15 protein-coding genes are annotated in these 15,574 nt (G+C 66.7%); 3 read left to right on the forward strand and 12 right to left on the reverse strand.

Annotated features, from left to right (window positions below; translation table 11 throughout):
- The first annotated feature begins 33 nt into the window (after positions 1 to 33).
- Complete coding sequence (locus OG716_RS32190; protein ID WP_405140056.1) at positions 34 to 822, forward strand: HAD family hydrolase; 789 nt, start codon at positions 34 to 36, stop codon at positions 820 to 822.
- Between the two features lie 345 nt (positions 823 to 1,167).
- Here OG716_RS32190 and OG716_RS32195 read toward each other — a convergent pair whose 3' ends face one another.
- From OG716_RS32195 to OG716_RS32205, 3 genes are read right to left on the reverse strand one after another with little or no spacing between them, the layout of a single operon-like run.
- Complete coding sequence (locus OG716_RS32195; RefSeq protein ID WP_405134217.1) at positions 1,168 to 1,569, reverse strand: VOC family protein; 402 nt, start codon at positions 1,567 to 1,569, stop codon at positions 1,168 to 1,170.
- 37 nt (positions 1,570 to 1,606) lie between these two features.
- The gene (locus tag OG716_RS32200; protein ID WP_405134218.1) at positions 1,607 to 2,119 is read right to left on the reverse strand and encodes a GNAT family N-acetyltransferase; all 513 of its coding nucleotides are present in this window, start codon (positions 2,117 to 2,119) and stop codon (positions 1,607 to 1,609) included.
- A 38-nt stretch (positions 2,120 to 2,157) separates the two neighbouring features.
- A complete protein-coding gene (locus tag OG716_RS32205) occupies positions 2,158 to 2,577 on the reverse strand; it encodes a VOC family protein (protein WP_405134219.1) in 420 nt (139 codons plus the stop codon).
- A gap of 163 nt (positions 2,578 to 2,740) precedes the next feature.
- Here OG716_RS32205 and OG716_RS32210 point away from each other — a divergent pair, with 163 nt between their 5' ends.
- Positions 2,741 to 3,319: a TetR/AcrR family transcriptional regulator gene (locus OG716_RS32210; RefSeq protein WP_405134220.1), complete on the forward strand. Its 579-nt coding sequence runs from the start codon at positions 2,741 to 2,743 to the stop codon at positions 3,317 to 3,319.
- A gap of 328 nt (positions 3,320 to 3,647) precedes the next feature.
- Here OG716_RS32210 and OG716_RS32215 read toward each other — a convergent pair whose 3' ends face one another.
- From OG716_RS32215 to OG716_RS32240, 6 genes are all read right to left on the reverse strand, one after another.
- Positions 3,648 to 4,151, reverse strand: coding sequence for a hypothetical protein (locus tag OG716_RS32215; RefSeq protein ID WP_405134221.1), 504 nt, complete (start codon positions 4,149 to 4,151; stop codon positions 3,648 to 3,650).
- 298 nt (positions 4,152 to 4,449) lie between these two features.
- Positions 4,450 to 5,202, reverse strand: coding sequence for an isocitrate lyase/phosphoenolpyruvate mutase family protein (locus OG716_RS32220; RefSeq protein ID WP_405134222.1), 753 nt, complete (start codon positions 5,200 to 5,202; stop codon positions 4,450 to 4,452).
- A gap of 131 nt (positions 5,203 to 5,333) precedes the next feature.
- Positions 5,334 to 6,074 (reverse strand): dihydroxyacetone kinase phosphoryl donor subunit DhaM, encoded by a 741-nt coding sequence (gene dhaM / locus OG716_RS32225; RefSeq protein ID WP_405134223.1) that lies wholly within the window; start codon positions 6,072 to 6,074, stop codon positions 5,334 to 5,336.
- A complete protein-coding gene (gene dhaL / locus OG716_RS32230; protein ID WP_405134224.1) occupies positions 6,071 to 6,688 on the reverse strand; it encodes a dihydroxyacetone kinase subunit DhaL in 618 nt (205 codons plus the stop codon). The genes dhaM and dhaL overlap by 4 nt, the downstream gene beginning before the upstream one ends.
- Complete coding sequence (dhaK, locus tag OG716_RS32235) at positions 6,688 to 7,689, reverse strand: dihydroxyacetone kinase subunit DhaK (RefSeq protein ID WP_405134225.1); 1,002 nt, start codon at positions 7,687 to 7,689, stop codon at positions 6,688 to 6,690. Before dhaK ends, dhaL begins: the two co-directional genes overlap by 1 nt.
- A 115-nt stretch (positions 7,690 to 7,804) precedes the next feature.
- Positions 7,805 to 8,539: a hypothetical protein gene (locus tag OG716_RS32240; RefSeq protein WP_355125089.1), complete on the reverse strand. Its 735-nt coding sequence runs from the start codon at positions 8,537 to 8,539 to the stop codon at positions 7,805 to 7,807.
- Positions 8,540 to 9,030: 491 nt separating this feature from the next.
- On the opposite strand from OG716_RS32240, the gene OG716_RS32245 reads away from it, so the two are divergent.
- Entirely contained in the window at positions 9,031 to 10,470 is a 1,440-nt protein-coding gene (locus OG716_RS32245) for a TerD family protein (protein ID WP_405134226.1), read from the forward strand.
- A 67-nt stretch (positions 10,471 to 10,537) separates the two neighbouring features.
- Here the strand turns inward: OG716_RS32245 and OG716_RS32250 are convergent, their stop codons facing one another.
- The 3 genes from OG716_RS32250 to OG716_RS32260 form a co-directional block, all read right to left on the reverse strand.
- Positions 10,538 to 12,115, reverse strand: coding sequence for a glycosyltransferase family 87 protein (locus OG716_RS32250; RefSeq protein ID WP_405140058.1), 1,578 nt, complete (start codon positions 12,113 to 12,115; stop codon positions 10,538 to 10,540).
- A gap of 72 nt (positions 12,116 to 12,187) precedes the next feature.
- On the reverse strand, positions 12,188 to 14,380 hold the full coding sequence (locus OG716_RS32255) for a transglycosylase domain-containing protein (RefSeq protein ID WP_405140060.1): 2,193 nt from the start codon (positions 14,378 to 14,380) through the stop codon (positions 12,188 to 12,190).
- 737 nt (positions 14,381 to 15,117) lie between these two features.
- Positions 15,118 to 15,528: a DUF5318 domain-containing protein gene (locus tag OG716_RS32260; RefSeq protein ID WP_405134227.1), complete on the reverse strand. Its 411-nt coding sequence runs from the start codon at positions 15,526 to 15,528 to the stop codon at positions 15,118 to 15,120.
- Positions 15,529 to 15,574: the final 46 nt, after the last annotated feature.

The raw sequence follows: 15,574 nt of genomic DNA on the forward strand, positions 1-15,574 counted from the left end.
CGAACTCTGGTCGCGACCGATCTCGATCGCACCATGATCTACTCCCGCAACGCTTTCGGTCCGGTACCGGAACTGTCCACGGTCTGTGTGGAACACCTGGACGGCGAACCCCTGTCCTATATGACCGCCGATGCCGCCGATAGCCTGAAGGCACTGACCGAGCTTGCGGTGGTCGTTCCGACCACCACCCGAACGATCGAGCAGTTCAACAGGATTCAGCTGCCCGGTGCTCCCTGGCGATACGCCGTCACCACCAACGGCGGCAATATTCTCGACAACGGTCGGCCGGACCCGCACTGGCGCGCGAGCCTGGCCGCCGACGTTCGTGCCACCAGCGCATCTCTCGCCGAGGTCGGTGCCGAATTGCGTTCGCGGACTGACGATTCCTTCGTCTTGAAGTATCGGGTCGCCGACAACCTGTTCTGCTACCTGGTGGTGAATCTCGAAGCCCTACCCGCCGACTTCCTCGCCGAATGGGACGCCTGGTGCCGCCCACGCGGCTGGTCTGCCTCCCAGCAGGGCCGCAAGATCTACACGATGCCCATCTCGGTCTGTAAGAGCCGGACGGTCGCGGAAGTTCGCCGACGCCTGGAGGATTCGGGTAATCTGGACCCCGCCGCCCGGCTGCTCTCGGCAGGAGATGGTGCACTCGATGCTGAAATGCTGCGCGCCTCGGACGCCGCGATCCGTCCGCGCCACGGCGAATTGGAAGAACTCGCCTGGACCCACCCCAGCCTCACCATCACCAGCGCCGCCGGCATCCGAGCCGGAGAAGAAATCCTCGACTGGTTTCTGAGGTCGAGCGACCGCTTGGTCGATTGATGGCCGCGTAATTCGTTGACATGAGGTATCGCGGGCGAGTCTTCGCAAGTCTTGCCGCCCTCAGCGCCCGTGGGTGTTATTGCAGGAGTGGTTAATCCGGGCATCGATCGGCCTGAGCGGTCACAAACCTCGTCATGGCGGCAAAATTGCCGTTCAACCACGATCTCTGACCGCTCAGGCGGGATGTCCCCGGCCTAGTGGGCACTGCACCGAACTACCGGTACCGGTGCGGCCGCACGAGATGATCTCGCCCCGGCGACCTTCCACCGCGCCGCACTGTCGCTTCGAACCGCGCGGTCAGCGGCTAGTAGCGCGCGTTCGGCTGGCGTCATATCGCCGTCGCGGTCAGGCGGTGGGGGCTGCTTGGCTGATGCAGAAGGGTTGTCCGGAGGGGTCGCGCAGCACGGTCCATTGGTCGCCGCCGGGTTGGAAGTCGGGTTTGCTGGCACCGAGTTCGAGGAGTCGTTGTTCACCGGCGCGCAGGTCGGGGAAGGTGAGGTCCAGGTGGAAGGGCAGCTCATCGGCGGGCCAGTTCGGCGCGGTGAATTCCTTCGCGGTGTAGAACACGTACGCGGTGGTGCCGACGGTGAGCAGGAACGCGACGGGGTTTCCGGTTTCGTCGGGGTATTCCTGGGCGATGCTCGTGCCCAGTGCCGCGGCGTAGAACTCGGCGAGAGCGCGTCCGTCCGCGGCCCAGATGGCGTAGGAGGCCACCGATGCGATGGGAGTGCTGCTGGTAGCAGTCATGAGGGTCGTATTCCTTTCGCGCCCTGAATGTTTCGGCTCACCCGGAGTGCGGGGTCCGCAGGTCTTTGCTGAGGATGGTGTAGTCACCGGCGGTGTGGTGCAGGGCCCAGCCATCACGGCGGTAGAGCTGTTGCGCGGCGGTGTTGTCGGTTTCCACGCCCAGGCTCAGCGCGAGAAACCCTGCCGCGCGGGCGGCATCGGCCAGCTCGGTCAGCAGCGCCGTGCCGAGTTGGCGGCGACGGAAATCCGGTGCCACCGCGATAGTGATCTCGGGGATCTGCTCACCCAGGAATGCCGGTGAACCCATGGCGCGGTCGAACAGCCGCGCCCACGCCGCGCCCGCGTGCACCCCGAGCTCATCCACGGCGATCACGCCGACGTCGGTCGCGCGTCCCCACTCCGCGACGTACCGGAATGTGTGTTCCTGGCTCGCGAGAGTGTCCGGAGTCAGGATGTCGCCCGACGCGGCAGCCGCTTCCAGCAGCATCTGCTCCAGGAACGGGTGATCACGGGCCGTTGCGGGCCGGAAGGTGAAGGGCGAGGCCGGCATTAGGGCACTTTCGGTGTCGGCCGGGTGGTGGGCGCGGGTCAGGATTCGGTGGCGTATCCGCCGACCAGGTCGCTGTTCTGACGCGAGGCGGCATCGTTGATGCCCAGGATGTAGCCGTCGGGGTCGGCGATGTAGAACTCGCGGGTGCCGGTGTGATCGGCCGACGGGCCGCGCACGATCTCGGTCACCGCGGCGCAGGTGTCGAGCATGCCCTGGAAGTCCTGGACTTCGAGGTAGAACATGCCGGTGAACCCGATCGGCTTACCTTTCAGTGGCGGCAGCCAGTTCTCCAATTGTGTGTTCCGATACAGCATTCCGCAGAACTGGCCGTCGAACAGGACCATGTGGATGTCGTCATTCTCGGTCGCGGTCGCGCTGTCGACGGTGAATCCGAGCTTCTCGTAGAACGCTTTGCTCACGGCGGGGTCCTTCACGCCGAGACACGGTGCGAACGGCATTATGCCTGCTCCTTTCGATCGATGGCTCCGCCACGCGGACTGATAAGTACATTTGTACCTTAAGATCGGCCGGAAATGACCTTGTTGTGTCACACGTCGCATTAGGTACATATGTACCCTATGGGGAGGCTGACACGTTCGAACAGTGGTTTTGGAGGAAACAATGGCCGATCAGGCCCCCGATTCCGAGCGGCCCGTGCGGCGGCGCCGGTTCGATCCCGAGCGCCGCGATCGCATCGCCCGCGCCGCGATCGCGGTGATCGGCGAGCGCGGCGTGGAGGGCTTGACCCACCGCGCGGTCGCCGAGGCCGCCGACGTCCCGATCGCCGGCACGACCTACCACTACAAGGACAAGGAAGACCTGCTCGCGGCCGCCCTCGAAATCTGCGTCGCCGAATACGCCGCCACCATGGCCGCGATCCCGCAGACGAACCCCGGCATGAGCATCGGCGAGGTCATCGACCTGACCGCGAAGGCGCTGGTGGACTGCTTCGGTCCGCAGCGCACCGTGACCACCGTGCAGCTCGAACTCTATGTCGCCGCGATCCGCCGTCCAGGACTGCGGCCGATCGCCGATCGTTTCACCGAAGCCACCCGCACCCTGTACGCGCACTACACCGACCCCGGCACCGCGACCCTGCTCGCCGACACGGCACAGGGAATCACCTTGCGCGGCATGGCAACCACCGTCCCCCCCACCGAGGACCAGATACGCGCCCTGCTCACACGCTGCCTGCCCTGACTACGTAGTGCGGGGCCGATCGCACGATTGACCGCCAGGCATCCTCAACTCGGCAATCGGGTGCGTTCGACCGGCCCCGGTTGAACACCGCCAGTTGACCTTCCACGGTCAGAGTTCTCGATCGGCCTGAGCGGTCACAAACCCCGCCTCACCGGCAAAATATGCCGCCCCAGTGCGATCTTTGACCGCTCAGGCCGATTCTCCAGCCAACCCCATGTGGCCCACAGCCATTCGACTAGTTGCCGAAGGTGATCTCGGTCGTAGCCTTCCCGAGAAGCCAAGTGGCCGAACTCAACAGCGCGGTATGCGGCATGAGCGGAAGTCTTCGCTAGTCGTCTGCTGCCACGATAAGAGTGAGCACTCTATCCGCTTGATCGATCGCTACTAGTTCATGAAAGCCGTCGACGCCCACAACCCAACCCCAGTCATGCTGGGCATCAGGGCGAAGGTCGGGCAGTTGAAACAACTCCGGTGCCTCCAACAACGGAAACACTTGCGTGTCCAACTCGGCTTGAACCTCCCGGGACACCGGCACCCCAGCATTGTCCGACCAGTCCTGCAACAAGGTCCGTGCCGACGAGGAGTTGATAGACCGGAAGGTATCTGCCGTGATGCACTCCACCCGGTACGGTCCGTGCAGCGTGTGGATGTCTTGGGTTTCGAAGGCAGACGCGAAGTGGTCGCGGTAACGCGGATGTGCGACAAGCGCGGACAGCAACTCGGAGACCGGCAGCACTGAGTCAATCCGGAACCTCTTCAGGCTCACCCAACGGTAGGTGCCCCGATCCAGCAACACCAACCGCCCGGTGTCGAAGGTAAGCGCGCTGTCCATACCGTGAGCTTGCCATGGTGAACGATCCCGTCCCGGGAGGCGTGATCCTGCATTCGGCAGTAGCGGACGTTTCGATGGTCCCGGAACGACGCGAGATGATCTCGGGCGGTTGGGCTTCGGGTCAGTTGTGTGGATGGTTCGAATCGCCGGACGTGACATGACCGGACTGCTCGATGCTGCGCTCTGGGCGTCGTTGTGAAGACCAGTTCCGGGCACGACTTCCGGAAGCGGCATCAGCTATGTAGGTGCGGGGCGGGTGAGCCGAAAGAGCCGGGCCCATAGCGGGCCCGGCGGTCGCTCAGCGCCAAGGGGCAATGAGGGTGTTGGCGTGTTCGGTGAGGGCGTTCTGGAGGAAGGGGCCGAAACTTACTCGGGCTACGCCGGATTCGGCGAGGGCGGCGCGGTTGGCTTCGGCGGGGATGCCGATGGCGTTGATGGGGAGGGGGAGGTCGGTGCAGAGGGTGCGGAGGGTTTCGGGGTCGTGGCGGCCGACCGGGTAGAGAACGTCGGCGCCGGCTTCGGCGGCGAGACGTAAACGGGTGAGGGCGCTTTCGAGGCGTTCGGCGGGGTTGCCGGTGTCCTGACGCAGGAAGACGTCGGTGCGGGCATTGATCACGAAGTGGACGTCTGTGGTGTCGGCGGCCTGGCGGAGCTCCGCGACGAGGTCGGCGTGCTCTTGCGGGGTGCGGAGGCGACCGCCCTCGCTGTGCACGGAATCCTCGATATTGAGGCCGACCGCGCCGGCGTCGAGCAGCCCGTTGATCAGGTCGGCGGGCTTCTGGGCGTAGCCGGATTCGATATCCACTGACACGGGGATGGTCACGGCGGCGGTGATCTCGCGAATGCGGGCGGTCACCTCGGTGAACGTCATGCCCTCCTTGTCTTCTTTACCGAGGGAATTCGCGAGCGGGTGGCTACCGACGGTCAATGCCGAGAAACCGGCCTCCTGCACCAGTTTCGCCGACCAGGCATCCCAGACCGTCGGCAGAATCACCGGATTGCCGGGCTGGTGGAGTCCGAGGAATGTGACTGCTTGCTCCTTCAGGGTCATGCCCACGATCTTGCCCCTGACCCTCGGCAGGCGAAAGCAGGTCAGGTCACCGGCCCTCGAGGCGGTCATTGGCCGGGCTCCGGGCGAGGGCCTGCGTGATCCAGGCGAATCCACCTGGACCGGTGCGTCCTTCAGTGTCCAGAGGTCGAAGCGCGCACGATCTCGATGGCCGCAGCCGCTTCCGGGCCGAGCGCCGATACCTCCAATTGGTGGCCGGACAGCAGGCCGAGGGTCAGCACTCGGGTCAGACTGTCCGCCGGGACCGGGCCCGCGCCGGTGGTCGCATTGCGGAGTTCGACATCGGCATCGAAATCTCGCAGGGCCGCTACCAGTTCGGCGGCGGGGCGGGCGTGCAGGCCGTGTTCGTTCGTCACCTCGATGACGGCCACGGTGCGGGGTGCGGTGGTGGTCGGCGGTGCGATCGAATCGGAGGGCGCAGGGGATTCGCCTTCGGGATCATCCAGCCGTGTCAGCACACCGAGCTGTGTTCGCTTGGCGGTCAGGGCGTGTTCGGCCTCCTGCGCCACCTTCTCCAGGTCTGCGCCGCTGCCCGCCATTGCCAGGGCGGCGACCAGGCCCTCCACGAACGGCGCGGCGCACAGACGGACCTGGACCGGGGTCTCCAGGAGATCGACCGCCGTTTCGGCGGAGAGCACCGCGCTGCCGAGATCCATGAGGACGAGGACGCCGTCACCGCTGTCGGCCGCGGTAATGGCCTCGGCCACGGCGACCGCATCCGTGCCGAGGCTGTTGTCGTATGAGCCAGCGGCGATTTCGACGCGCACCGCCTGGGCGGGCAATAGCTCGGTGGCCAGCGCGACCGCCGCTCTGGCGAGGGGACGGCTGTGCGAGACGACGACCAGGCCGATCATCGCAGGGCCTGCCGGGCGGCGAGCACCAGCAGCGCGGCGCTGGTCGCACCCGGATCCTGGTGTCCGACACTGCGTTCGCCGAGATAGGACGCGCGGCCCTTGCGGGCGAGCAGGGAAGTTGTTGCGTCCCTGCCGGATTCGGCGGCGGCGACCGCCGCATCCAGCGCTTCGGCCGGGGCGGCACCCGCCGCGACCTGCTTGTCGAGCGCATCCGCGGCGGGGGAGAGGGCATCGATCATGGTCTTGTCGCCGAGTTCGGCTTTGCCCCGGGCAATCACGCCGTCGAGCCCGGCACGAAAGGCGCGCGCGAAATCGGCTGTCTCCGTATCGGGTTGAATCGCACCGGCGAACCGCAGGAAGAACGTGCCGTACAGCGGACCACTCGCGCCGCCGACGGTGCGAATGAGCACCATGGCGGTCTGCTTGCACACCTCGGCCGCCGTCCCGCCCGCATCTGAATCATCCAGCGCCGCAACGGCCGCCGACATCCCGCGTTGCATATTCGTGCCATGGTCGGCATCGCCGATGGCGGCGTCGAGCGCCGTCAGCTCGTGGGCGTGCGCATCGACCAGGGCCGCGAACCCGCGCACCCAGGCCGCCGCATCCACCGTCATCAGATCCCCCATCGCAGTGCCGGAGTGCGGACCGGTGCATCCCACAGCGCGGTGAGCTCCTCGTCGAGCCGGGTCAGCGTCACCGAGCAGCCCGCCATATCCAGCGAGGTGATGTACGAACCCGCCAGCGAGCGGACGATCTCCACGCCGTGACCGCGCAGCAGGCGGGACACCTCGTCGAACATGAGGTACAGCTCGATGAGCGGGGTGCCGCCCATGCCGTTGACAAAGCAGAGCACCCGATCACCCTGGGCGAACGGCAGATCCGCGAGGATCGGCTCGACGAGCATGGCGGCGATCTCCCGTGCCGGAGCCAGCGGCACCCGCCGCCGTCCGGGTTCACCGTGAATGCCGACGCCGATCTCCATCTCGGTTTCGCCCAATTCGAAGGTCGGATGGCCGACGGCGGGGACCGTGCCCGAGGTCAAGGCCATGCCCATGCTGCGCGATTCGCTGTTCACCCGCTCGGCGATGCGCGCCACCTCGGTCAGCGGCCGGCCCTGTTCGGCGGCGGCCCCGGCCATTTTCTCCAGGATCAGGGTGGCGCCGACACCGCGGCGACCTGCGGTGTACAGGCTGTCCTGCACGGCCACATCGTCGTTCACCACCACCGACGCCACCTGCGCGCCGGTCTCGGCCGCGGCGAGTTCGGCGGCCATCTCGAAATTGAGCACATCGCCCGTGTAGTTCTTGACGATGTGCAGCACCCCGGCCCCGGCATCCACGGCGGTGGTGGCCGCCAGAATCTGGTCCGGCACCGGGGAGGTGAAAATCTCCCCGGCACAGGCGGCGTCCAGCATGCCGCGGCCGACGAACCCGGCGTGCAGCGGTTCGTGCCCGGACCCGCCCCCGGAGACCAGGCCCACCTTGCCCGCGACGGGCGCGTCGGCGCGCACCACAACCCGTTGTTTCGCATCGACCCGCAGCTCGGGATGGGCGGCGGCCATACCCGCGAGGGCGGCGTCGACCACGTCGGCCGGATCATTGATCAGCTTCTTCACCGAATTCTCCCCTCGGAAGGCCCGGTTCGCACGGCTGCAGCCAGCCTCGCACCCCGGCGCGCCGACGGTGCCTGTTTCGGGCTATTCGGGAGTGGCGTCGCTATTCGGCGGTGCCCTATTCGGAAGTCTCGTGCTCCAGCGTGCGTGCCAGTTCGATATCGGTGACCAGCTGCACCATGAGTTCGCGTAGTTCGCAGTCCGGCAGATGGTGGGCGGCGAATTCGAACGGCTCCGACACATCGAGGCCGCCGCGCGTGGCCTCCAGAATCACCCACGGGATACCGACATCGGCCACTCCCAGTTGATCTCGCACTAGGTCCGCGGTGTCGTCGACCAATCCGGTACGGGCCGATACCGCCGCCGTCATCTGCTCGTCGAGTTCGACCCGCCGGGCCTCCAGCGCGCCCATATCCGCGCCGATCTCCTGCGTCACGGTGGTGCGGACGGACCCGTCGTCGAATACCTGGAAACCTTCATTGACTGCCGTTGTGCCCAGCGCGATCTCGGCCTCGGCAAGATCGGGCAGGGAGCGCAGGCAGTCCAGCACCGCGTCCAGGGCTACGACCAGGCGATCTCGAATCTCACGGCGGTGCAGCAATTCCCGCTCGGCCTGTTCCCGCTCGGTGAGGACCTGCTCGACCGCACGGCCGATCTGGAAGGCCATGGCCGTCGATTCCGGCGCCCAGCCGCCCTGCGGTACGAATTCCCCTTCACCGGGAGTAATGGTGTCGAGGAAGCCATTTACCGCATCGAGCAGATCCTCCAACTGGGCTCTGGACACGGCTGGATGCCGGAAGGCGCGCAGATACTTCTCGTGCCCTTCCGCCGGCTCGACCTCACCGCTACTCACGCGATCGATACTGCCATGGGCAGGCGGCGGACAGCCGTAATGTCAGCAAACTTTTGGCGTGCCCTGACTGGTGTAGGCACTCAGTCGATCTGAAGTCGAACTCGAGGGTCAGCAAATTCGCGGCATCAATGGTTTGGTTGCTATTCTGGAAGGAACGCGAATAACGGTTTGTGCAGATCGGTGCCGTGGGCATAATTCTTGCCCGGAACATTATCGCTCCCAACGAGATTCATCGGATTCGGAAATGGCCCTCATCGCAGACTCTCAGCTTCCTCACCGAGGCTCCCAGGTGCCCGGCGCTCCCGCCGGCACCGTGCGGCTCCACGGCCGCACCGGCTCGGCAGCCGAACGCATTGCGCCAGCTCAGCGCGGTTTCAAGTTCAGCGTGCACATTCCCCCGGGCAGTCGTGAGCGGCTGCGCATCGACCACCACCGGGTTGGCGATTTCTCGTAGAGTGGCTCTGTCAGCACCGACGAGTGAAGGGTCGACCTTGGCCGCAGCATTGGTGAAGGGCCAGAACGGTCCTTTGAATGTCAACGATGTGGTGATCAGCGTGCAGATCGCCGCACCCGCGGATCTGTCCGCGCTCCTGGTCACCGAGCACGGCAAGGTTCGGTCCGATGCCGACTTCGTGTTCTTCAATCAGCCGAACGGGCCCGGGGTGAAGTTGCAGCCCGGTGCGCCCGGTCAGCCCGCCGCCCTGGTGATTTCGCTGGCCGCGGTGCCCGCCGATATCGAGCAGATTCGCGCGGTCGTCACCCTCGACGAGCCCGGGAGCAATTTCGGCGGGATCGCCCCGGCTGTCGCCAGGGTCGCCGATACCGGCGGAAACACCCTGTTCGAGTACCGGATCGAGGGACTGCAGGCCGAATCCATCGTCATTGCGCTGGAAGTCTATCGGCGGCAGGGCAGTTGGAAGGTGCGCGCGGTCGGCCAGGGCTATGCGGGCGGATTCGGTGCGCTGGTCACCGATCACGGTGTGCAGGTGAGCGAGTCGCAGTCCGCCGCGCCCGCCGCCGCGCCGGCCCCGCAATACGCGCCCGCGGCGGGCTTTCCGCCGCCTCCGCCGAACCCGCAGTTCGCGCCGACCGGTGGTTATCCGCCGCCCGCCCCGGCCGAATTCTCGCCCACCGTCGGTTATCCGACGGCCGACCCCAACGAGGGCTATTCGGCGCCCGGCGCCTATCCGCCCCAGGGACCGGGATATCCGCCCCAGCCGCAGGGGCCGGGGTATCCCCCTCCGCCACAGGGCTATCCGCAGCAGGGCTATCCGCCCCCGCCCGGATACGGATCCGGCCCGGGGCAGTCCCCCGCACCGGCCGCCGATCGCGATCTGCCGAACAACCACGCCGTCAGCCTGGTCAAGGGTCAACGCATCAACCTGCGTAAAGAGGGTGGCGCGGCCCTCACCTACGTGAAGATGGGGCTCGGCTGGGACCCGGTCAAGCGTGGCGGCATGTTCGGAAATCGCGCTCCCGACGTCGATCTCGACGCCTCGGTGGTGATGTTCGCCGGCGCGAGTCCGGTGGATGTCGTCTACTACGGCAGCCTCGCCTCCAAGGACGGCTCCGTGCGCCACCAGGGCGACAATCTCACCGGTGAGGGCGATGGCGACGACGAGGTCATCCTCGTCGACCTCACCCGCCTTCCCGCGCAGGTCACCACCCTGGTGTTCATTGTGACCTCCTACAAGGGGCACACCTTCGAACAGCTGGCGAATGCCTTCTGCCGCTTGGTCGACGGCACCAACAATGCCGAACTGGCGCGCTTCACCCTGCCCGGCGGCGCGAACTTCACCGCCATGGCCATGGCCAAGGTCTACCGCCCGAACGGCAGTCAGGAATGGAAGCTCGAAGCGATCGGTGAAGGTTTCCAGGCCAAGCATCCGGGCGAAGCGGTACCCCAGCTCGGCCGCTTCCTGAAGATCTAGGTCCGGCAGTCACCAGAGACAACTCGGCCCCGCACTCGGAATGAGTGCGGGGCCGAGTCCTGCGGGGCTAAGTGGCGGTGACCAATGTTCTCGGGCGCAGCAGCGGCGGCAGCCACGGATGCTCCGGATCGGGTGCGCGATCCAGCAGCCCACCGCCGGGGTCGTCCGCGCCGTCCCGGCGCACCGGATCGTGTTCGGGCCGGTAGATCTGCCGAATCACCAAGAAGCACAGGGCGATCACCGTGAGATCGCGCAGCGCGACGGTGGTGGTGAACCACTGTTCGGGCAGGCCCTTACGGTCGGTGCCCAGGTAGTAGTACATGCGCGGTACCCACACCAGTGCGTCGATGGTCATCCACGCCAAGAGGATTCGCCGCTGCGGTAGCGCCAGTACGGCAATCGGCACCAGCCACAGCGAATACTGCGGGCTCCACACCTTATTGGTCAGCAGGAAGGCCGCGATCACCAGAAAAGCCAACTGCGCCAGGCGGGGTCGGCGGGCGGCGGTCAGACCGATCCAGCCGATGCCCGCGCACGCGATGACGAACAGCAGCAGCGACACCAGATTCAGAATCGTCGGTGTATCCGTGGATTTGAGCACCCCGTCGAAGCCCTGCCAGCCGGTGAACGAACTGATCACGTTGTAGACCGAATCCGGGTCGGCATGGCGATCGGTATTGAGCCGGAAGAACTCTCGCCAGCCCTGGTCGTACAGGACGGCGATCGGCGCGTTCACCGCCAGCCAGGTGATCACCGCCGCAGCCGCCGCCGCACCGCCGGCCCGCAGCGGCCGCAGACCGCCCCAGCGCGAATCGTCCGCGCCCAGGCGCTCGGCCCGCAGGCACAGAATGAGAATCGGACCCAGCAGTAAGAGCGGATACAACTTGGTGGCGCCGCCGAGCCCGAGCAGCATGCCCGCCAGCACCGGCCTGCGCCGCGCCCAGGCCAGCAGGCCGGCGGCCGCGAAAGCCGTTGCGAGCGTGTCGAAATTGGTGAACGCGTGCACCAGCACCAGGGGTGAGAGCGCCACCAGCCCGGCATCCCACACCCGCCGCCCCGCCAATTGCGCTGAGGCCCATACCGTCACCAGCCATGCCAGGGCCAGGCCGACCGCGACCACATTGAAGTAGACGACCACCTCGAGCGCGCCCGGGAGCGGAGATTGCTTCCACGCCTTGGCGATTCCCATGGCCGCGTACTGGTAGAGACCCGACAGCACCGGATACTCCATGTACCGGACCTGCGGCTTACCGTCCGCGCTGAAATCGGTCCACTGCTTCTTGTACGGGAAGGCGCCCTCGTTCAAATGCTCTGCGCCGTAGAGCGGCACCGTGTCCGAGTAGCACATGGCCACGTACTGGCGCCCGTTGTTCCAATCCAATCCCAGCACGCCGTCGGCATCGGGACGCTGCTGAATACAGCCCGCCTTCCCGAACCAGCTCAGCGCGAGGAACAGCACCGCGAAGGCCATGAGCACCCGCATGGGCGTCCAGAACCGGGCGCGGCCGATCACCGCGTGATCGCCGACCGGGCCGCCGATCAGATCGCACAGCTGCGCGGTCAGGGTATCGGTGCGGCTCGGCTTGTCCCTGTCGTCCACCGACCGCAGATCCGCGGCGAGCGGTGAGGGGGAGACGTACGACAGCTGCGATGCACCACCGGCCGACTCGCCGTTCGCGGTCGGCCGGTGCTCCACTTCCTCGATCACGGCTCGAGGCTACCGACTGCGCGGGGACCCGTTGCCGTTGCCGTTCCCATTACCATTGCCGTAACCGCCGTTTCCGTAACCGTTCGCATTGGGCGTGGTGGTCACGGCGGCGCCGCCGTCGCCCGGTGCGACAGGCTGCCCGGGCAGCGGACCCGCGCCGGGATCCTGCGACTGCTGTTGCTGCGGCTGTGAGCGCTGCTGGTTCTGCGGGTTCGGCGCCAGACCGGGCACCGGAATCGTGATACCGGGCAGGATCTCCACCTGACTCTGGGTGACCACCGGCGGCAGCACCGGCGCCTCCGTCGTCGACGGCGCGGTGTACGGCGCGGACCACGAGGGCACACCCGCCTGCCCGTTGATCGGGGCGGGCTTGGGGAACTTGCTGATCGGCACACCCTTCAGCGCACCGTCCATGGTGCCCTTCCAGATATCGGCGGGCAGACCGGAACCGTAGATCTGGCCGCCATTGGCATTGCGCAACTTCACACCCTGTTCGGTGCCGACCCATACGGCCGTCGACAGCTCCGGGGTGTAGCCGACCATCCAGGCGTCGCGATTCTCATCGGTGTCGCCGAGCTGGTTGGTACCGGTCTTGGTCGCGGATTCGCGGCCGTTGGCCAGGTTGTGATTGCGGGAGTACGCCGCGATGGGCTTCATGGCGTCCGTGACATTGTCGGCGATGGCGGCTGCGACCCGCTGCTCACCCGCGACGTCGCCACGGTCCAGCAGCACCGTGCCGTCGGAGGTCACCACCTTCTGGACCAGATGCGGTGCGTGATAGACGCCCGAGTCCGCGAAGGTGGCGTACGCGGACGCCATATCGAGGGCCCGCACCTGGTACTGCCCCAGCACGATGCCATTGTTGGGGCCGCTGCCATCTGCTTCGGTGAGCGACTTGCCCACGCCCGGAATGGTTTCCGGGATGCCTACCTTGTGCGCCATATCGGCGATCTTCTGCGGGCCGTTGCCCGGCATGTCCAGCTCCATGCGGTAGAAGCTGGTGTTCAGCGATCGCTTGAGCGCCTCGGCGATGGTGCAGGTACCGCAGGTCTCATTGGCGACATTGCTGATCTTGATGCCGTTCACGGTGACGGGCGAGGAGTCGTACATCGTCGAGAGCGGTTTGCCCATCTCCAGATTCTCGGCCAGGCCGAACACCTTGAACGAAGAGCCCGGCGGCAGACCGGCATTCGCGAAATCGAAGCCCTGACCGTCGGAACCGCCGTAGTAGGCGCGCACCGCGCCGGTCTTCGGATCCACCGAAACCACTGCGGTGCGCAGGATATCGGGTTCGCCGTCCATGGTCTTGTTGACCGAGTCGATGGCCGCCTGCTGTGCCTTCGCATCGATGGTCGTGGTGACCTGCAGACCCTCGGTGTTCAGCTCCCGCGAGCTGATGCCCGCGGCCTCGAGCTCCTTGAGAACCTGCGTCTTGATCAAGCCTTCCGGGCCGCTGTCGAGGGACTTGTCACCCGCGGCCTTGGCGCCCGAAATCACCTGCGGATACTGCATACCCGCGCGATCGGAGGCCGACAGATTGCCGCCGGACACCATGCCGTCGAGCACATAGTTCCAGCGCTGCTGCGCACCCTTCGGATTCTTCTCCGGATCCAGATTGGACGGCTGCTGAATCGTGGCCGCCAGCATGGCGCTCTCGGCGACATCCAGGTCCGAGACCTTCTTGTCGAAGTACGCCTTGGCCGCCGCATTGATGCCGTACGCGCCACGACCGAAATAGATGGTGTTCAGGTACGCGGTGAGAATGTCGTCCTTGGACCACTGCCGCGCCATCTTGGCCGAGATCACCAGCTCGTGCATCTTTCGGGTCAGTGAGTGTTCGTCACCGACCATCGAGTTCTTCACATACTGCTGGGTGATCGTGGAACCACCACCGGCACTGGCCTTGCCCATCACATTGTCGCGTGCGGCACGGGCGAAGCCGGAGATGGAGAAGCCCGGATTGGTGTAGAAGTCGCGATCCTCGGCCGCGATCACCGCATTGCGCAGGTGCGGCGGAATCTGGTCGATGCTCACATCGGACCGGTTGCCTTCCGGCGGAACGACTTTGGACAGCACCGTGGTGCCGTCGGCATTGAAGATGGTGGCCACCTGATTGGTCTTCAGGTCACCGGGCTTCGGCACGTCCACGGTCGAATAGGCCACCAGGAACGCGGTACTCGGCGCCACGATGAACAGCGCCATGCAGATGTAGAGGACGCGCCGGACGATCTTCCACGTCGAACGCTTCTTCGGCCGGCGACTTCCACCACCGCCACCGGGACCCTCACCGCCGGGACGCCGCGGCGGCGGACCCGACGGCGGGCCGCCCTGTACTCGCCGCGACGCGCCGGAGTCCGAACCCGGCAGCTGGCGGGTGCGGTCGTCGGCAGGGCGCGGACGCGTTCCGGCGCCTGCTCCTCCCGCCGCCCGATTCGCCACTCGCGGAGTGCGATCGGCGGCACGCTCGGCGCGGTCGGAGGTGGCGGCGCGCTGAAGATGTTCCGGCACAGCCTGCCTGGAGCCGGTGTTCACCACCTGCGTGGCATCGGAGCCGGCGCGCGGCGGCGGCGGTCCGGGACGGCGCGGCTGTCCGCCCTGCGGCGGCAGGGGTGCGCGCGGCGGTTGCCCGCCCGGGGCGCGCGGCGGCAGTCCGCCCGGACCGGGCACCGGTCCACGACCGGGAACAGGACCCTGCCCCTGACGCGGCGGCAGCGGCTGACGTGCGCCTGGCGGCGGCCCGCCCGGTCGAGGCGGCGGGTAGCCGCCGGGGCCGGGTTGCGAACCGCCACGCTGGGGGCGGCCGCCTTGCGGTCCGTCGTCATAGGGCGATGTCACAGCCTGGCTCTCCAATAACTACTCGGTACGGTCCTTGCTCGATGCGGCCGGAAAGGCCGCGCGGGCACACGTGTGCCCGCCAAGTCAGCAGTCGTCGTGGTCCTTCACTCGGCCGCGCGGCGGCGGTTGCCGGTACGGCGGCGCCCCGGCGCCGGGGTCTGGCCCACCACATAGGACTGCACCAGATGATTCCAGCTGCAGGTCCGGCATACCTCGACCACATGCACCGAGAACTCCTCGCGAGACTCGGCCAGCCGGATCAACTCCTCCGGCGTGCGGGCGGAGCCGGCTACCGGGCCCAGCCCGTCACCGTAGACCCACGATACGAGAGTCAGCTGCTCTTTCCGGCAGATAGGGCATGTGACCTCGCTCCCGTGTCCGTGGAACTTCGCCGCGCGCAGGAGATACGGGTTGGCGTCACAGACTTCGGACACGTCCACGCGTCCGGCATAGACGTCGGCCAGCAGCGACCGGCGCCGAAGCGCATAGTCCACTACCTGCCGCTGTATTCGCACGCGTCCCAGAGTACTTGCGGGGTAGCGGACCCCGCACGCCCCAGCG

The organism is Nocardia sp. NBC_01388, assembly GCF_045040085.1.
Lineage (GTDB): Bacteria > Actinomycetota > Actinomycetes > Mycobacteriales > Mycobacteriaceae > Nocardia.